The sequence below is a fragment of the Variovorax sp. P4_B11 genome, assembly GCF_056402355.1.
In genome coordinates this window covers 1-17,946 of record NZ_JBFUHO010000054.1, presented here as the reverse complement: position 1 = coordinate 17,946, position 17,946 = coordinate 1, and the positions used below count along the sequence as shown (strand labels likewise).

The 17,946-nt window shown below is 68.3% G+C and carries 18 protein-coding genes; 3 read left to right on the top strand and 15 right to left on the bottom strand.

Annotated features, from left to right (window positions below):
- Positions 1-7: 7 nt before the first annotated feature.
- The 13 genes from AC1DYD_RS32025 to AC1DYD_RS31965 all read right to left on the bottom strand — a co-directional run bounded on the left by AC1DYD_RS32025 (position 8) and on the right by AC1DYD_RS31965 (position 13,754).
- Positions 8-997 (bottom strand): FAD:protein FMN transferase, encoded by a 990-nt coding sequence (locus AC1DYD_RS32025; protein WP_478176771.1) that lies wholly within the window; start codon positions 995-997, stop codon positions 8-10.
- Positions 994-3,096: a 4Fe-4S binding protein gene (locus AC1DYD_RS32020; RefSeq protein ID WP_478176770.1), complete on the bottom strand. Its 2,103-nt coding sequence runs from the start codon at positions 3,094-3,096 to the stop codon at positions 994-996. Before AC1DYD_RS32020 ends, AC1DYD_RS32025 begins: the two co-directional genes overlap by 4 nt.
- A gap of 5 nt (positions 3,097-3,101) precedes the next feature.
- Positions 3,102-4,079 (bottom strand): Bug family tripartite tricarboxylate transporter substrate binding protein, encoded by a 978-nt coding sequence (locus AC1DYD_RS32015; RefSeq protein WP_478176769.1) that lies wholly within the window; start codon positions 4,077-4,079, stop codon positions 3,102-3,104.
- The gene (locus AC1DYD_RS32010) at positions 4,076-4,915 is read right to left on the bottom strand and encodes an ABC transporter permease (protein WP_478176768.1); all 840 of its coding nucleotides are present in this window, start codon (positions 4,913-4,915) and stop codon (positions 4,076-4,078) included. Before AC1DYD_RS32010 ends, AC1DYD_RS32015 begins: the two co-directional genes overlap by 4 nt.
- Positions 4,912-6,180 (bottom strand): type 1 periplasmic-binding domain-containing protein, encoded by a 1,269-nt coding sequence (locus AC1DYD_RS32005; RefSeq protein ID WP_478176767.1) that lies wholly within the window; start codon positions 6,178-6,180, stop codon positions 4,912-4,914. The genes AC1DYD_RS32010 and AC1DYD_RS32005 overlap by 4 nt, the downstream gene beginning before the upstream one ends.
- A gap of 152 nt (positions 6,181-6,332) precedes the next feature.
- Positions 6,333-7,310, bottom strand: a complete 978-nt coding sequence (locus tag AC1DYD_RS32000) for a PQQ-dependent catabolism-associated beta-propeller protein (RefSeq protein WP_478176766.1) — start codon at positions 7,308-7,310, stop codon at positions 6,333-6,335.
- A 25-nt stretch (positions 7,311-7,335) separates the two neighbouring features.
- Entirely contained in the window at positions 7,336-8,049 is a 714-nt protein-coding gene (locus AC1DYD_RS31995; protein ID WP_478176765.1) for an ATP-binding cassette domain-containing protein, read from the bottom strand.
- On the bottom strand, positions 8,043-9,230 hold the full coding sequence (gene pqqE, locus AC1DYD_RS31990; protein WP_478176764.1) for a pyrroloquinoline quinone biosynthesis protein PqqE: 1,188 nt from the start codon (positions 9,228-9,230) through the stop codon (positions 8,043-8,045). The genes AC1DYD_RS31995 and pqqE overlap by 7 nt, the downstream gene beginning before the upstream one ends.
- Positions 9,227-9,502 (bottom strand): pyrroloquinoline quinone biosynthesis peptide chaperone PqqD, encoded by a 276-nt coding sequence (gene pqqD / locus AC1DYD_RS31985; RefSeq protein WP_478176763.1) that lies wholly within the window; start codon positions 9,500-9,502, stop codon positions 9,227-9,229. The genes pqqE and pqqD overlap by 4 nt, the downstream gene beginning before the upstream one ends.
- Positions 9,499-10,281 (bottom strand): pyrroloquinoline-quinone synthase PqqC, encoded by a 783-nt coding sequence (gene pqqC / locus AC1DYD_RS31980; RefSeq protein ID WP_478176762.1) that lies wholly within the window; start codon positions 10,279-10,281, stop codon positions 9,499-9,501. The genes pqqD and pqqC overlap by 4 nt, the downstream gene beginning before the upstream one ends.
- Positions 10,278-11,210, bottom strand: coding sequence for a pyrroloquinoline quinone biosynthesis protein PqqB (gene pqqB, locus AC1DYD_RS31975; RefSeq protein WP_478176761.1), 933 nt, complete (start codon positions 11,208-11,210; stop codon positions 10,278-10,280). Before pqqB ends, pqqC begins: the two co-directional genes overlap by 4 nt.
- Positions 11,211-11,282: 72 nt before the next feature.
- Complete coding sequence (gene pqqA / locus AC1DYD_RS31970; protein WP_081781751.1) at positions 11,283-11,357, bottom strand: pyrroloquinoline quinone precursor peptide PqqA; 75 nt, start codon at positions 11,355-11,357, stop codon at positions 11,283-11,285.
- Positions 11,358-11,624: 267 nt separating this feature from the next.
- Complete coding sequence (locus AC1DYD_RS31965) at positions 11,625-13,754, bottom strand: sigma-54-dependent Fis family transcriptional regulator (RefSeq protein ID WP_478176760.1); 2,130 nt, start codon at positions 13,752-13,754, stop codon at positions 11,625-11,627.
- Positions 13,755-14,000: 246 nt separating this feature from the next.
- On the opposite strand from AC1DYD_RS31965, the gene pedF reads away from it, so the two are divergent.
- Positions 14,001-14,540, top strand: coding sequence for a cytochrome c-550 PedF (pedF, locus tag AC1DYD_RS31960; protein WP_478176759.1), 540 nt, complete (start codon positions 14,001-14,003; stop codon positions 14,538-14,540).
- 8 nt (positions 14,541-14,548) lie between these two features.
- Positions 14,549-15,391 (top strand): substrate-binding periplasmic protein, encoded by an 843-nt coding sequence (locus AC1DYD_RS31955; protein WP_478176758.1) that lies wholly within the window; start codon positions 14,549-14,551, stop codon positions 15,389-15,391.
- A gap of 21 nt (positions 15,392-15,412) precedes the next feature.
- Here AC1DYD_RS31955 and AC1DYD_RS31950 read toward each other — a convergent pair whose 3' ends face one another.
- Positions 15,413-15,820, bottom strand: coding sequence for a DUF779 domain-containing protein (locus AC1DYD_RS31950; RefSeq protein WP_478176757.1), 408 nt, complete (start codon positions 15,818-15,820; stop codon positions 15,413-15,415).
- An 11-nt stretch (positions 15,821-15,831) separates the two neighbouring features.
- Positions 15,832-17,352 (bottom strand): aldehyde dehydrogenase, encoded by a 1,521-nt coding sequence (adh, locus tag AC1DYD_RS31945; RefSeq protein WP_478176756.1) that lies wholly within the window; start codon positions 17,350-17,352, stop codon positions 15,832-15,834.
- A 273-nt stretch (positions 17,353-17,625) separates the two neighbouring features.
- Here adh and AC1DYD_RS31940 point away from each other — a divergent pair.
- Positions 17,626-17,946: acetyl-coenzyme A synthetase N-terminal domain-containing protein (locus tag AC1DYD_RS31940; RefSeq protein ID WP_478176755.1), on the top strand; the 321-nt coding region annotated here is incomplete at its 3' end.

Here is a 17,946-nt window from a genome sequence, read left to right as displayed (position 1 = left end):
GGGAAGCTCAAGCCCGGTCGAGCCGAAGGCCGGGCGTGGCTTCCCAGCGGCCGGCCTTGTCGACCCACAGGGCGTCGACCTTCCACCGGTGCGCGAGTGCGCGCGCCTGCGACGGGCCGGCCACGAAGAACACCTTGGTGAGGGCGTCGGCCATGGCGCCGGTGTCGGCCGCGACAGTCACGGCCGAGAGCGCGGGCGGCGAATAGCCGGTGTGCGGGTCGAAGATGTGGTGATGGCGGTGGTCGGCGCTGAAGCTCGTGAGGCTGTCGGCCGAGGTGGCGATGCATCGACCGTCGGCCGTCAGCCGCGCGATCAATGCAGACTCGTCACGCGGGTCGGCGATGCCGAGCGTCCAGGTCCTTGCCTCGCTGTTGCGGCCGAGTGGTGCAAATTCCCCCGCATCGACCAGCGCGTGGCGAATGCCGTGCGATGCGAGCACGGCGCGCACCTGATCGGCCGCATAGCCCTGCGCGATGCCGTTGAGCGTTGCGGCCATGCCGGGCGTGTCGAAACGGACGAGACGCCGCGTGACCTCGAGCGCGCGCCAGTCCACCTTGGCGCGCGCCGCATCCACCTCGCGTGCTGCAGGCAGGCGTCCTGCGCGCCGCGCCCCGTCGAAGGCAAGCCACAGCGGCTGCACCGTGACGTCGAAGGCGCCGTCGCTGTCGCGGGAGACGGCATGGGCGATGCCGAGGATGTCGACCAGCTCGGCGGGCGGCGCGTGCAGCCGGCCATCGCGATTGAGCAGCGAAAGGGCGCTGCCGGGGTTGAAGAGGCTCATCTGGCACTCGATGCGGCGCAGCGCCTGCGTCCCCGCATCGAGCGCGCGGTCCAGCACCTGCGAATCTTCATGCCCGGCTTGCAACGAGAGCGTGGTGCCGAAGCCCAGCATCGAACGCCGGCCCCAGTGCAGCGAGCTCAGCGCAGGTGCCAGGCCCGTGACACCGGCCAGCGCACCCAGCCCCAGCGTGGCGCGCAGCCACTGGCGCCGCTTCATGCGTCGCTCCGGGTCAACGCCGGCAGCGGGCGGATCGCGATGACCCGGTCGCGCCGATGGGCGATCAGCGGCGCGCAGCGCTCGGGACTGTCGTGGATCGCCACGCATTCCAGGCACTGGAAGCACTCTTCGTAGACGATCGCGCCGCCGGGCCGGATGGCCTGGTACTCGCAGCGATGGCGGCAGGTCTGACACGGCGTGCCGCATTCACTGCGGCGTGGAATCCATCGCAGCAGGCGCAGGCGGCCGAGCAGGCCCAGCCCTGCACCCAGCGGGCACAGGTAGCGGCAGAATCCCTTGTAGAGCACGGCGTTCACGAGCAACAAGCCAAGTGCCCACGCCACGAAGGGCCATGAACGCACGAAGTTCAGCGTGATCGCGGTCTTGAAGGGTTCGATCTCCACCGCCCGGTCGGTCCATGTCGGCGACACCACGGCCAGCCCGATGATGGCCGCCAGCACCACGTACTTGACCCCCTTGAGCTTCGCATCGAGTTCGCGGTGCAGCTTGAAGCGCTGGATGCCGGCGCGTCGCGCAGCCTGGCCCACCAGTTCCTGCATGGCGCCGAACGGGCAGAGCCAGCCGCAGAAGGTGCCGCGTCCCCACACCACCAGCGTCGCCGCGACGAACGCCCACAACGCCACCGTCATCGGGTCGTGCAGGAAGAAGGCCAGGTCGCGCCCGGCCCGGGCCGCCTGGATCAGCGCCGTGAGGTTGACGATCGACAACTGCCCCTGCGCAAACCAGCCGATGAAGCCGAGCGTGAAGACGAGGTAGCCGGTGCGAAAGCGCGCCAGCCGTGTCGGCGTGGCGACGATCCAACTCGGCCGGGCCAGGACCACCGTCAGCAATGCCAGTGCACCGGCCAGCACCGCCAGCTCCCAGGCTCGCGAGCGCCAGATCCCGTGCCAGCCCTTGCTGTCGGTGTCGGGCAGGGTCAGCTGGCTGGCGGGCAGCGTGTAGGGCAGCGCAAAGCTGCGGCTGATGCGCTCGGGGTAGACCATGCCCTTGTCGCGCGTCACGCGCAGCGAGAAATCCAGCGTCTGCGCCGGGTCGAGGCCGGCCGGGCCGATCACGCGGAAGACTTTCGCATCGGCACCGCGCAGACTCGCCGGCAACGCGAGCGGGTCGTCCAGGTCGAGGTCGCGCAACTCCAGGGGCAGATCGCCTTGCTTCAGCGTCAGCCGGTCGGGCACCGCGCCGCGCACGAACTTGTCGCCGACGAAGGTGTAGGGGCCGGAGGCGATCACCAGCAGGGCATGGTCGCCGTCGTCGATGCGCCCGAGCAAGTGCTGCCAGCCGGCGTCCGACAGCAGGTTGCGGCCGACCGGCGGCGCGTTGAGGTAGGCGACGTAGAGGTCGCAGAAAGTGTCGCCCGCCGCGTCGGCGATGGGCCGCTCGACACCGCTGCCTTCGAATGCTTTCTCGACCGTACCCAGGGTGATTCGCGCGTGCCGGATCAGGCCGGCCTTCAGCAACGCGTCCCACTGCATCGGTGCATAGGTGTCGCGCCGCACCCGCGCAACCAGCTCCGGGTCGCGCCCGGGCGCAAAGCCGAGCCTGGCGCGCGCCACGTGCAGCGCGGACGACAGCAGGCTCTGGTTGAGGATCCGCACCGAGGCCGTCGCCTTGGCCACGCCGTCGATGTAGACGTTGGCGCTGCCGCGCTCCTCGCCGCGATTGGCGTTCGAGCCGATCTTGATGTTCTGCTGCAGCGACAGCCCCTGGTACTGGGCGGCAAAGCGAATCAGCGGCGCTTCGCCGAGCCCTTCGAGAAAGACCGGCTCGTGGTGCGAGAGCACCTGCACGTCGAGGAAGCCGCCCTTGGGGTCGAGCGCGACCAGCAGGTTGAACGGCGTGCCGGAGAAGCCGGGGATGGCCGCGAAGTCGATCGACTCGAACACATAGCCTGCCAGCGCCGTCGCGGTCGTGTCCTGCTTGAAGATGGGCCAGACCGGGAGCTGCGCGTCCTGCTCGCCGACCACCAGCGGCGCGGGGAGGCGTTGCTGCAGGGTGGCGCGCGTCATCACCCCGGCCTGTGCATCGCTCGCGAGGCCTTGCAGGAATGCAATGAGCCAGACGACCCACAGTCGCGACATCGTCGTCACGCCGGGCCGAGACCCAGGCGCTCCACGGTGCGTTTCTCGGCGGCATAGGCCTCGCGCATGCTGAGGCCGTAGTCGGCGCTGTCGAGGTAGACGACCTCCTGGTCGCTCTTGGCCAGTTCGGCGATGTGCCGCGGGTCGAACAGCGCGCTCTTGAAGGCGTCGTGCAGCTGCCGCACGATGGGGTCGGGCACGCCGCGCGGCCCGGCCAGGCCATAGGGCGACATGGCGACGATGCCGTGGCCCAGTTCGCTCATGGTCGGCACATCGGGCCAGCGCCGCGAGCGGGCCGCGCCAAAGGTCGCCAGCAGCCGCAGGCGGCCCGAATCGACGAAAGGTCCAAAGCCGTTGGCGTTGACGCCGGCCATGACCTGGCCCGACGAGAGCGCGATCAACTGCTCGGCCGCGCCCTTGTACGGCACGTGGATGAAGCTCAGCCCGTGTCCGGCGAACAGCGCGTCGAGGACGACGTGGGGCGTGGTGCCGACGCCATTGGTCGCGATCGTCATCCGGCCCGGGTTCGCCGCTGCATCGGCCAGCAGGTCGGCCACGCTGCGCAGCGGGCTGGCGGCGGGAACAAGCAGGCCGAAGGTCACGCCGCTCACCTGGATGATCGGCGTGGTGTCGCGGATCGGGTCCCAGGCAACCTTCTGCGTCCAGGGCGCGCGAAATACCGGCTGCGGCATCTGCGCCAGCGTGTAGCCGTCGGGCAGGGACTGCTGCAGGATCGGCATGGCGAGCGTGCCGCCGGCACCCCCGCGGTTCTCGATGACGACGGGCTGGCCCAGTCGGCGTCCCGCCAGTTCGGCCAGCACGCGCAGGCTGAGGTCCGTGCCGCCGCCGGCGGACCATGGCACCCACAGGAACAGGGGACGCTGCGGGAACGCGGCGCCGGCTGGCTGCGTACGAACCCACGGAGAGGCCGTGACAGCCGCCCACGATGCGCCGAGGCGCAACAAGCTGCGCCGTGTCGTCATGGGGCGCCCCGCTGCGCCAGCCCGCCGAAGCCGCGCTGCGGGTCGTAGCCTCGGCAGGCCAGCAGGAAGCACACGACGAGCGTGCCCAGCACGACCAGCGGCGCGCTGCCCGGGTCCTTGTCGTAGAGCGCAAAGCGGATCCACTCGACCGCATGCGTGAACGGGTTGAGCTGCGCCACCCGATACACCCAGGTCGCGCCCGACTCCTCGAGCTTCCACAGCGGGTAGAGCGCGGTGGAAAGGAAGTACATCGGGAAGATCACGAAGTTCATCGTGCCGGCGAAGTTCTCCAGCTGCCGCACATGGACGGAGAGCAGCAGGCCGAGGGAAGCCAGCATCAGCGCCGAGGCGAGCGTGGCGAAGAGGGCATGCAGCAACGCGAGCGGTGCCATCGGCAGGGTGGTGCCGAGCAGCGCGGCCACCGCGACGAAGGCCAGCACCTGCACCAGGCTCAGCAGCGCGGTGGCGAGCATCTTCGACAGCAGAAGCCACCAGCGCGGCAGCGGCGCAGTCAGCAGCAGCCGCATCAGGCCCATCTCGCGGTCGTACACCATGGCCAGCGACGACTGCATGCCGTTGAACAGCAGCACCATGCCGATCAACCCCGGGGCGATGTAGACGTCGTAGGGGATATAAGTGTCGTAGGGCTCGACGATCGCGACGCCGAAGACATTGCGAAAGCCGGCCGCGAACACAGCGAGCCACAGCACCGGCCGCACCAGCGCCGAGACGAGGCGCGCCTTCTGCTGCCAGAACTTGAGCAGCTCGCGCATGACGATGGCGCGCATCGCCTGCACCGCATGGCCGATGTCGCCGTGGCGCCTGGTGCGCGTCATGGCGCGCTCTTGCATGGCGATTCCGGTGCGTCGGTGCCGAGCGTGTCGAGCACATTCCGGGCATGCATCACGCCGTCGACCGGTGCGGTGCCGATCACGGCGACGCCATCGCTCAGCAGCATCGGCTGGCGCAGCTGATGGTCCCAGGCACGGAAGCTCAGGCGAACGCCCTTGAAGCCGTCGAGCGTGAAGCCAGGCTGGTTGAGCGCAGCGTTCAGTCTCGCGGCCGTGGGTGCCGCGGGCTGTTCCAGCGCGGCATTCAACAAGGCCTTGGTGGCGATGTAGGCCGCCCAGTCGTGGCTGGTCATCGGACGTTGCGTCGCGCGGGCGAAGCGGCGCGCGAGCTGCGGCGCGCCATAGCGCTCGAAATGCGGCGCCCAGGCCAGTGCGGTCATGCCGGCATCGCCGACCACCGGGCGCGGCAGCGCGATGCGCCAGGGCAATGTGCGCGCGAACTCGCCATCGCTGTCGACCACCCAGGCGACGTCATAGTCGCCCCCCACGGCCGTGGTGCCGGTCAGCAGCAAGGGGTTGGCCGATTCGCGCTCGCGCGGGTCGGCGGAGAGCGTGAAGGACTTGGTCGCCACGGGCTTCAGGCCGTAGCGCTTCAGCGCGGCCTGCGCCAGGGCAAGCCGGCTGGCATCCTCGGGTCGCGGACCGGAGATCAGGAGCACACGCATCCATTTGCGGGCGAGCAAGGCCTGCGCCAGGGCATCCGCGCGCATGCGCTCGCTCGGCAGCGTGTGGAACAAGTTGGCGCGACAGCCTTGCTGGCGCGACGCATCGGCGCTGTCGCCGACATTGAGCAGGGGCACGGCGGTCGCGGCCGACGCGCCGGCGATCCATGCCGCAGGAAGGTCGAGCAGGGCCGCCGCCGTGCCGGTCCCTTCGAGCTGGCGCAATTGCATGGCTGCATCGTCCGCCGATCGGGCCGCGCGCACGATGACGGCCACCTGCAAGCCCGCTGTCTCCAGCTCGAACTGGCGCTCCTGGACGGCCAGGTCGACGCCGTCGCGTGCGCGCCCGCCGGGCTGGCCCGGGTAGGCGAGCGCGACGCGCGCCGGCTCCAGGCGATCGTCGTCGGCGCGCTGCACGATGCCGAGCGTCAACGTGCCGGCGAGGGCAGACGCACCGCCCACGACACACGAAACCGACGCAGCCAAAGCCAGGAACCCCGCGGAACCGGCTTTGCCGGGCCGCCGGGGTTGCCCCCGGCAGGGGGTGGAGAGCGACACGAAGTGCGCGAGCCTGGGGGCGAGTTTCATTTCAGTTGCTCCACCGCGCGGTGCGCGATCCACGACCCATGACACCGGCGCAGTCCGATACCAGGGATACCGCGGAACCGGCTTTGCCGGGCCGCCGGTATCGCCCCCCTTGAGGGGGGAGGCGCCGCAGGCGCTTCGGGGGGTGTTTCACCCTAGTCATCGACGACCACCGTGTGAGGCACGCGACCGACGGCGATGGTCTTGATCGGCTTCGCGGTGACGGCATCGACCACCGTCATGTCATCCGACAAGCCGTTGACAACGAAAAGCCGTGAACCATCCCGATTGACCGCCACGCCCCAGGCCCGCTTGCCCACCAGCGCCAGGGCCCTCGTCGTGCGCGACGCCACGTCGACGAAGGCCACCTGGTTGGCACGGCCCAGCCCGACGTACATCGTCTTGCCATCGCGCGACAAGGCGATGCCGACCGGTGTGATGTCGTCCGGCCGCATGCCCTTGACCGCGAAGGGAATGGTGGCCAGCACCCTCAGCTCGCCGGTCGAGATCACGCTGACGCTGCTGCCCAGCTCGTTGGTCACCCACAGCTCGCTGCCGTCGGCCGAGAAGGCGAAGCGGCGCGGGCGTTGGCCGACCGGGATGTTCCGGATCACCTTGAGCGTGCCGGCGTCGATGACATGCACCATGTTCGCGACCTCCGAGCTCACGTACACGCGCTTGCCGTCGGGCGACACCTTGACACCTTCGGGCTCCTTGCCGACGGGCACGCCCTTGACCCGTTTCTTCGTCCTCAGGTCGAACACGTTGAGCGTGCCGTCATCCTCGGCCGACACATAGGCGGTGCTGCCGTCGGCCGAGAGGTCGAACAGCTCCGGATCGTCGCCGAGCGGCGCGCTTGCGACCGACTTGCGCGTCGCCAGGTCGATGATGTCGGCGCGGCCCGAGTCGCTGCAGGCCACCATCAGCTGGGTGTCGCCGTTCAGTCTTTGCATGTGGCGCGGACGCTTGCAGGTCGGGATGACGCCGACGACGGCCAGCGTCTTCAGGTCCACCATGGTGATCGCGTGGTCCTTCTCGCTGGAGACGAAGGCGAGCTGGCTGTCTCTGGCGGCCGCAGGCAGCGTGATGAGCGCGGCGGCGAGCGCCAGCAGGGCGAGGATGTGCTTGATCATGCGGTCTTGTCTCGAAGGGGGATGACTATCGCGTGGCGTTCAGGAACGCCGCCTCCAGCGTCGCGCCGCCCAGGGCGGCCTTGACGTCGGCGGGGGGGCCATTGGCGAGCAGGCGGCCGCGGTGCAGTACCAGCACGCGGTCGGCATGCTCGGCTTCCGACACCCGATGCGTCGCCCACAGCACTGTCACGCCGCGTTGGCGGACCTCGTCCTGCAAGCCGTCGACCAGATCGCGGCGCGATTGGGGATCGAGCCCGACCGTGGCTTCGTCCATCAGCAGCAGATCGGGCCGGTGCAGCAGGGCGCGCACCAGCTCGACCTTGCGCCGGTTGCCGCCCGACAGTTCCCGCACGCTGCGCTGCATGTCCGCCATGAGTCCGAAGCGCGCCGCCTCGAAGGCAATGCGCTCGCGCGACACGTGCGACGGCAGGCCTTGCAGCTCGGCATGGAATTGCAGGTTGCGCGCAATGCTCAGGTCGAGGTCCAGCGACTGCTGCTGGAACACCACGCCGATGTGCGCCAGCGCGCGGCGGGCGTCGGTGCGCATCGACAGGCCGGCCACCTCGACATCGCCCTCATCGGCCGCGAACAGGCCGGTCAGCACCTGGAACAGCGTCGACTTGCCCGCCCCATTGGGCCCCAGAAGCGCGACGAAGCCGCCGCGTGCGATCGACAGGCTCAGCGCATCCAGCGCGACGCGCGTCCCGTAGCGTTGCGTGAGGCCGTGGATCTTCAGCACGCGAGGGTCCCCGCCGCGCCGCAGGCGAGCGAGTTCTCGTCGCTGCGGAACACCAGGCCCGCGCCGCGCCTGGCACCCGGCACGAAGCGCAATGTGTGCGTGGACGCGCCGTCGGCGCGCGCCACGGCGGCCGCGTCGAGCATGTCGTCGATGCGGCCGCGATGCGCGCTCTTCGGGCATACGGGGTCGGTCGCTGCTGCGTCCCCCGTGACCAGAAAGGCCTGGCAGCGGCAGCCGCCGAAATCATGATGCCGTTCGTCGCAACCGCTGCAGGTCGGGTCCATCCAGGCCTGGCCGCGGTAGCGGTTGAAGGCTTCGGTGTCGTGCCAGGCTTCGCGCACGGACATCGACTGCAGGTTCGGCAGCGCCGGACCGGGCAGCATGCGGGCGCTGTGGCAAGGCATGGCAACACCATCCGGCGCGACGACCATGAACACCGTGCCCCAGCCGGCCATGCAGGGCTTGGGCTTGGCGTCCGCATAGTCGGGCGAGACCCAGATGATCTTCATCCGGCCGGCCAGCCTTGCCTGGTACGTCCGGACGATGGCCTCCGCCTCGCGCAGTTCGGCCGCCGTCGGCATCAGGGCGGCGCGGTTGAGCCAGGCCCAGCCGTAGTACTGGGTGTTGGCCAGTTCGAGGAAGTCCGCGCCCATGCGCTCGGCCATCTCGATGATGCGGTCGACATGCTGCAGGTTGAAGCGGTGCATCACGCAGTTCAGCACCATCGGATAGCCCTCGGCCTTGATGATGCCGGCGACCTTCGATTTCAGTTCGAAGGTCTTCGTGGAGCTCAGGAAGTCGTTGAGCTCGCGCGTCGAGTCCTGGAACGAAAGCTGGACATGGTCGAGGCCGGCCGCCTTGAGGGCTCTGGCGCGCGCGCTGGTGAGGCCCACGCCGGAGGTGATGAGGTTGGTATAGAAGCCGAGCCCGCGTGCGTGCGCCACGAGTTCCTCGAGGTCGTCGCGCAGCAGCGGCTCGCCGCCCGAGAAGCCGAGCTGCACGGCGCCGAGTGCGCGTGCTTCGGCCAGCACGCGCCGCCAGCTCGCGGTGTCGAGTTCTTCATCGTGACGCGCATAGTCGACCGGGTTCGAGCAGAAGGCGCAGTGCAGTGGGCAGCGATAGGTCAGCTCCGCCAGCAGCCAGAGCGGCGGCCGTACCGTGCCGTGGCCGGGGGATGTCATGGTCGCGCCTCCTGCAGCCAGCCGCGTTGCAGCGCCTGGCTGAGGAAGTCGACCACGTCGTTGCGCAGAGCTGTCGGCGCGAAGGCGATCTCGAGCTCGGTGACGATCTCGTCCACGCTGCGCCGACCGTCGCAGCGCTGCAGGATCTCGGCGGCCGGGCCGTTGAGGCGCACCATCCCCTCGGGATAGAGCAGGACCCAGCTGTCCTGCGTCGGCTCGAACTGCATCCGGTACAGCGCCGACATGCGGGGGTGGGCGTCGGGCGTGATCATGGTCGTTGGGCCTCGGGCATGTCGTCGGGATAGGCGCGCTCGATGGCGTCGAGCATCGACCAGAGGATGTCGAGCTTGAAGTGCAGGATGGCCAGCGCGCGCTCCTGGCGCGCGCGCGTGGTGCACCAGCGCCGCGCGACGTCGAGTCCGTGTTCGACATCGCGCGTGGCGAGCGGGATGCGGCTGCGGAAGTAGGCCAGGCCCCGGGCGTCGATCCACGGGTACAGCGCAGGCCAGCCGGCCAGGCGGTCTGCATGGATCTTCGGCGCGAACATCTCGGTCAGCGACGAGATGGCGGCTTCCTCCCACGGACGCTGCCGCGCGAAGTTGACATAGGCGTCGACCGCAAAGCGCACGGCCGGTTGCACGTGGCGATGCGACCAGAGGTCGATCGGGTCCAGGCCCACGGCCTCGCCGAGGCGGACCCAGGCCTCGATGCCACCGGCGTCATCGCCCGTGTAGTCGCCACGGCCGTCGTGGTCGAGCATGCGCAGGATCCAGCGGCGGCGCTCGGCCCGGTCGTCGCAGTTGGACATCACCGCCGCGTCCTTGCGCGGAATGTTCACCTGGTAATAGAAGCGGTTGGCCACCCAGGCGCGCACCTGGAAGGGCTGCAGTTCGCCGCGATTGAGCCGCTGGTTGAAGCGATGGTGGATGTGGTAGCGCGACTCGCAGGCGCGCAGGCGGACCTCGAACTCGTCGAAGGCCCACAGGCGCTGCAATTCGTATCGTGCCGCCTCGCGCGGGTTCACGTGGGTCGCCAGTGTTGTTTCCGTCATAGCGTGATCTCCATGCCGTCGTAGGCCACTTCGATGCCATGGCTGTCGAGCATGCGGCGCTGCACGCTCGCCTCGTCCAGGATCGGGTTGCTGTTGTTGATGTGAATGAGCACCTTGCGTCGCGCGGCGGTGGCCAGCATCACGTCGACCATGCCGATGCGGACGTCGCTGCCGATCTGCGGCAGATGGCCCATCTCGCTGGCCGTCTTGCTGCTGAGGCCGGCGTGCTGCATCTCGTCCTCGACCCAGAAGGTGCCGTCGACGAGCAGGCAGTCGGCCCCATGCATCCACTGCAGTTCGTGCGCGCCGACCTCCGCCAGGCCCGGCGAATAGAACAGGCGCCCGCCCTCATCGAGGTCTTCGATCAGCAGCGCGATGTTGTCTCCGACCGTTTGCTCGCGGCGGTGTGGCGAGTAGGGTGGGGCCTTGCCCGGAATGGCCACCGCGGTGAAGCGCAGAGACGGAAACCCGTCGACCGTGAAGGCGGCGCTGGTCTCGGTGCCGGCCACCGGCAGCATGTGCCAGCGGGTGCCGCAATAGTGTTCGAGCACGCTGAGCACCGGGAAGACGGTGGTCAGGTCCTCGAAGACGCAGGGCGTCGCATAGATGTCGATGCACGGGCCTTCGCGCATGCCGAGCAGGCCGGTGACATGGTCGATCTGCGCATCCATCAACACCACCGCCTTGATCGGCGTGTTGCGCAGGCCCTGGCGTGGATGCAGTTGCGGATGGCTGCGCAACTGCTGGCCGATGTCGGGCGAGGCATTGAGCAGCACCCACGATTCGCCGTCGCTCGACACGGCGATCGAGCTCTGGGTGCGCGCATGGGCGGTGAGTCCGCCAAGGCGCTGGCCGGCGCATTGCCGGCAGTTGCAGTTCCATTGCGGAAATCCGCCGCCGGCGCCGGATCCGAGCACGAGTATTTTCATGATGAAGGCAGAGAGAAGATTCGGGCCGGCGGCAGGGCGGCCAGAGGCCGTACCGCCGCCGGCTTGAACAGCTCAGCGGTGCGAGATGTACATCGTGATCTCGAAGCCGAAGCGCATGTCTTCAAACGCGGGTTGCGACCATTGCATGGAGTCTCCTTCGTTGCGGAACAGGCCCAGGCGGAATTGCCTTGTGGTGCCTCTGCTGTTTCGCAAATCGCGTGCCCGTGGCGGCATGGCGCAGCGCGCGCGAAAAGACTCGGGATTGCCCTTATGCCGAAGGCTTGGGAGGGCGTGCTTGCGCCGTCCGCAGGCCTGCGATGGCAGGCGCCGACGCGTGGTGTTCCAGGCTGGTACACCGCCCGTGCGACGGCGGTACAGGGTAATCCCTGAAGGACCGCCGTGCGCCCGCGCGCTTCACTTGGCCCAGCGAAGCTTGCGATAGATGGTGTTGCGGCTGATGCCGAGATGCTTCGACGCCACCGAGATGTTCCCGTTGGCAGCGGCAAGGGCGTTTCGGATCAGCTCGACCTCGGACTCGCCGAGCGTGCGGGGCGCGGCGGCTTCGGCCATGGCGGCTGGCGGCGCCGGCGCGACGATCGGCTGCGCTGCGCGCTCCTCGGGCAGCGCCGGGGAATGCACGGGGACTGCCGCCTGGGCCGCGGGTGACGCGACAGGCATCGCCACCGAAGCGGCGGGCTCCCGCCCCTGTCGCAAGCACCGCACATCCTCCAGGAAGTCATCCGAAAGATGGTGCTCGGCGATCTGGCCTTCGCCGGCGGCCATGACGGACGCCGTGCGCAGGACATTGGCGAGCTGGCGCACGTTGCCCGGCCACGCATAAGCCTTGAAAAGCGACATCACCGGCGCGCTGATGTCCGGTGTGCCGTGCGGGCACTCGGCCAGCAGGATGCGGCGCGCCACCACGTCGAGGTCGCAACGCTCGCGCAGTGCAGGCAGCTTCACGACGAGGCCGTTCAGGCGGTAATAGAGGTCTTCGCGGAACGAGCCCGCTTCGATCATGTCGCGCAGCTTGCGGTGCGTCGCGCCGATCACCGCGATGTCCACTGGAATCGACTTGAGACTGCCCAGTGGCGTCACGTTGCGTTCCTGCAGCACGCGCAGCAGACGGGCCTGCAGGGGCAGCGGCATGTCGCCGATCTCGTCGAGGAACAAGGTGCCGCCATTGGCCTGCACGATTCGGCCGACCGCGCCCTTGCGGCGCGCGCCGGTGAAGGCGCCGTCTTCGTAGCCGAACAGTTCGGCCTCGATCAGCGACTCGGGAATCGACGCACAGTTGACGGCCACGAAGGGCTGCTTGGCCCGGTTGGAATCCTGGTGGACGGCACGCGCCAGCAACTCCTTGCCGGTGCCTGTCTCGCCGAGAATCAGCAGCGGAATGTCGCGGTTGATGACGCGTTGCACCTTCTGCACCAGCGCACCGATCTGCGGATCGCCAGTGTTCAGATAGTGCAGGCCCGAGAACAGCGTGCCGTCCGCGGAGTTGGCCGTGTCGCCCGCCAGCGTGCCGGAGCGCCTGCGGCTGTCGCCCGCGGCCGCCCGGTGGTCGACGACCTCGGCGGCAGCCTGCGAAAAGGACGGCTCCATGACCATCGAACGCTGGGGCCCGTTGAACCGTGCGTTGACATGAAACTGCCGCCCGCCGGCAAGGCTCAGCATCATCGGCACGGGCAAGGGCGTGCGGAAGTGGTCGAACACCGCCGAAGCGGTCGTGCCGAACAGGCTGGTGAGGCTGTGCATGCGCAGCGCGGCGCTGCTCATGTCGAGCTGGTCGAGCGCGCTGCGATTGGCGCCGAGGATCTTGCCGTCGGCGCCGACCACGATGATGCCCTCGAGCAGCGTGCCGATGAACTCCACACGGCTGTGGAAGTGCAGGCGAAGCCGGTTGCCATAGTCGTCGGACAACCACTGGTTTTCGATCATGCGCGCCGACATGCGCACCAGGCCCATCGTGTGCTGGTGGTAGGAACGCTGGTCACCGGTGACGTCGAGGACGCCGAGCATGTTGCCGCGCGGGTCGAAGATGGGCGCCGCCGAGCAGGTGAGGAAGTGGTTGGCGTGGATGAAATGCTCGCCGCCGTGGACGACGGTGGGAGCCTCCTCGAACAGCGCGGTGCCGATGGCGTTGGTGCCCTTGGAGTGTTCCGCCCAGTTCACGCCCGGTGTCAGGGCGACCTTGTCGGCGCGCTGCAGGAACTTGTCGTCGCCGACGGAATGAAGGATGGTGCCTGTCACGTCGGCCAGCACGATCATGCTTTCGGTGTTGACGATCTGCTCGAACAGCATTTCCATCACCGGCGCGGCGTGCGTGAACAGGCGCTGGTTTCGTTCCCGCGCCACGGTGAGATCGGTGCGCGTCAAGGGCTCGAAGTCGGGCCGCTCGATGCGCGTCAGGCCGAGCGCCGAGCAGCGTTGATGCCACTGCTCGATCAACTCCGTACGCGCCGGCTGCTGGGGGACGGGTAGCGCTGCGGGCGTGGTCCAGGTCCTGGCAGTCGTGGCCAGCGCACGGTGGGTGTCAACCATTGTCTGTCTCCTCTGCCTCTATGCGAGCAGCTTGTCTCGTTCGAAAAACATTGTGTCGTCGGCCAATGTGTCCCGCTTTGATACATCGCAAGCCGACCCCCGCTGTTACACGCCGGCTGCCAGACGGCAAGGATGCCACATGCCGGGACTTTCCACGCAATTTGTGTACCCGCGTGCAACAACTCGGCGTGGCACGGCGTTTGCGGATTCGGCCATGTTTCTACATTTTGATGAACGGAGACTGACATGACGAGTTTCGATCCGAAGGAAGGGCGGCCCCTGAGCAGCCTGCATCGCCGGAAGGCACCATGGAGCCGGGCGGCCCGCAAGGCCGGCGCGCTGTTGGCTGCAGCGGCCTGCATGACCGGCGCCACCCTGGCCTGGTCGCATGGCGACGTGACGCCGCAAGCCGTGGACACCACCGGCCTGCCTGATCTGGGCAAGGAGTGGCGCCCGGAGAACCCCTATCGCGGAAATGGGTCCGCCATCAAGATCGGTACCTCCGCCTACAACCAGAATTGCGCGCGTTGCCATGGCATCGAGGCGATCTCCGGCGGCATCGCTCCCGATCTGCGCAAGATCGACAACGACTGCGCGTCGCTGAAGGATGCCGCGAAGAAGGCCGCCTGCATCAAGGAGATCGACGACTACTTCCTGAACACCGTGCGCCACGGCCGCACGCGCAACGGCGCGGTCTACATGCCGCCGTTCGAAGGCATGATGAGCCAGGAGGCCATCTGGTCGATCAAGGCCTACCTCGAGACCCGTCGCGACAAGCCGATGTAGGAGCCGACATGCACGCCTCTCTGCCGTCGCGACGCGACTGCCTGCGTTGGCTCGGTGCGGCCGGCCTGGCGGGCGCGCCACTGGTCTCGAGCGCCGCGCCGCTGGACCGCATCCGCGAGCGCGGGACGCTCACCGTGGCGCTCTACAAGGACATGCCGCCGTTTCACGTCGACGGCAAGGGCATCGACGTGGAACTGGCACAGGCGCTGGCGGACGCGCTTGGCGTCAAGCTGTCGGTGCTGCCTTTCAACGCCGACGAGAACATGGGCGACGACCTGCGCAACATGGTGTGGCGCGGGCACTACCTGGGCTTTGGTCCGGCCGACGTGCTCATGCACGTGCCGGTCGACAAGCCGCTGATCGACGAGACGCCGCAGGCCCGCATCCTTGCGCCGTACTGGCGCGAGCGCGTCGTGCTGGCACGGCAGCTCGACCGCCTGCCGCAGCTCGATTCCCTGTCCGCCCTGGGCGATGCGAAGGTGGCGGTGCCTGGGCAGACGCTGGCTGGCTGGCTGATGATCGGCGCCGATGGCGGGGCCTACCGCAACCAGCTCAGCACGCAATGGAAGGACGGCGCCGAGGCCGCACGCGCCCTGCAGCGTGGCGAGGTGGCCGCCGCCGCGGGTCTGGCGTCGGAGATGGAGTCGGTGTTGCGTGGCGATGCGCGCTTCGCGATCGCGCCCCTGCCGTCGCCGCGCGCCCAACGCAATGGCTGGGCGGTGGGAATGGCGGTGAAGAAGGACGCGGCAGACCTGGCGCAGGCACTGCAAGCCGGTGTCGACGAGCTCGCCGGCAGCGGGCGGCTGCGCAAGATGTTCGAACGCGCCAACGTCGCCTGGCTGGCGCCTTGAAGCGACAGGGCCAGGGTCCGGCTACGGCCGGCCCTGCGCCTGCAGGGCCTGCCATTCGGCGTCTTCGTACAGCCGCGAGCGCGTCAGGAAGCGCAGTCCGGTCGGGCGTTCGAGCGAGAACATCCCGCCGTTGCCGGGCACCGCATCGATGATCAGGTGCGTGTGCTCCCAGTACTCGAACTGGGATCGGCTCATGTAGAAGGGCGTGCCCGCGATCTCGCCGAGGCAGATGTCGGCATCGCCCGTGATGAACTCGCCCAGGGCGAAGCACATCGGCGCGCTGCCATCGCAGCAGCCCCCCGACTGGTGGAACATCAACGGGCCATGCTGCGCGCGCAGGCGCTCGATGAGCGCCTGCGCGGCCGGCGTCACGGACACGCGACCCACCCGGGCCGTGGCCGGTTCGTGCGATTGCGTGCCGGACGCCATGGGCTGCCCGCTCAGAAGAAGCCCAGCTTGTTCGGGCTGTAGCTCACCAGCAGGTTCTTGGTCTGCTGGTAGTGGTCGAGCATCATCTTGTGGTTCTCGCGGCCGATGCCCGACTGCTTGTAGCCGCCGAAGGCCGCATGAGCCGGGTACTGGTGATAGCAGTTGGTCCACACGCGGCCGGCCTGGATGCCGCGGCCCATGCGGAAGGCACGGGCCCCGTCGCGGCTCCACACGCCGGCGCCCAGGCCGTACAGCGTGTCGTTCGCGATCTCGAGGGCCTCCTCCTCGGTCTTGAAGGTCGTCACCGACACCACCGGCCCGAAGATCTCCTCCTGGAAGATGCGCATCTTGTTGTGGCCCTTGAACACGGTCGGCTTGATGTAGTAGCCCGCCGCCAGCTCGCCGCTCTTCACGTTGCGCTCGCCGCCGGTCAGGCACTGCGCGCCTTCCTGCTTGCCGAGGTCGATGTACGTGAGGATCTTTTCCATTTGCTCCTGCGAGGCCTGCGCGCCCAGCATGGTGGCGGTGTCCAGGGGGTGGCCCTGCGTGATCGCCTCGACGCGCTTGATTGCCCGTTCCATGAACCGGTCGTAGATCGATTCCTGGATCAGCGCGCGGCTCGGGCAGGTGCAGACCTCGCCCTGGTTCAGCGCGAACATCGCGAATCCTTCCAGCGCCTTGTCGAAGAAGGCGTCGTCGGCCGCGAGCACGTCCTCGAAAAAGATGTTGGGCGACTTGCCACCGAGCTCCAGCGTGACCGGGATCAGGTTCTGGCTCGCGTACTGCGAGATCAGCCGGCCGGTGGTGGTCTCTCCGGTGAAGGCGATCTTGGCGATGCGCGGACTCGACGCGAGTGGCTTGCCGGCTTCCAGGCCAAAGCCGTTGACGACGTTGAGCACGCCCGGGGGCAGCAGGTCGCCGATGATCTCCATCAGCACCAGGATCGACGCCGGCGTCTGCTCGGCCGGCTTCAGCACCACGCAGTTGCCCGCGGCCAGAGCCGGTGCCAGTTTCCACACCGCCATCAGGATCGGAAAGTTCCACGGAATGATCTGGCCCACCACGCCGAGCGGCTCATGGAAATGGTACGCGTAGGTCTCGTGGTCGATCTCGCTGATGCCGCCTTCCTGTGCCCGCACGCACGATGCGAAGTAGCGAAAGTGGTCGATGGCCAGCGGCATGTCGGCGGCCAGGGTCTCGCGCAGCGGCTTGCCGTTGTCGAGCGTCTCGGCCACGGCCAGCGTCCGCAGGTTCTGCTCCATGCGGTCGGCGATCTTCAGCAGGATGTTGGCGCGCTCGGTCGGCGAGGTGCGGCCCCAGGCGGCCTTGGCCTTGTGCGCGGCATCCAGCGCCGCCTCGATGTCCTTGGCGTTCGAGCGCGGAATGCTCGTGAAGGGCTGGCCGGTCACCGGCGTCAGGTTGTCGAAGTACTGGCCGTCGATCGGCGCGACCCACTGGCCGCCGATGTAGTTGCCGTATTGCTGCTTGTAGGGGTTCGCAATGCCGAGATTGCGCATTTCTGCCATGTCCATGAAATCATCTCCGTTGAAGTTGAGGAAGGAACGCATGGACTGCTTCGCAATCGGCGGGCCAGCGCGTGCCAACGCATGCCAGCAGATGCAAGTCCTTGTCAGGAAATGGTTTTCGATCGGAGTGCTCCACGGCGGCGTGGCCGCACTGCGCCAGGCGCTGTGCCGAAGCGGAGCAAGGTGTTGCAGATTGAACCAATGCCGCGCGCTCGCGCATGGGCATCGAACTTGCGCGCTTCGTCCGATTCAATCGACTGAAGGAAGAGAGACGAAGCAATGACGACGAAGACATCGAAGCGCATCGAATCGGTCTTGATCGAGACCCGCGTGTTTCCCCCCGACGCCACTGCCAGCGCAGGCGCGCGCATCCCCAGCATGGCGGCCTACGACGCCCTCTGCAAGGAGGCGGCGGACGACTTCGACGGCTTCTGGGCCCGCCTGGCGAAGGCCAACGTGGTGTGGAGCAAGCCCTTCACGCGCACGCTCGACGAGTCGGATGCGCCTTTCTACAAGTGGTTCGAGGACGGCGAGCTCAACGCCTCGGCCAACTGCCTGGACAAGCACATCGGCACGCCGGTCGAGCACAAGACCGCGATC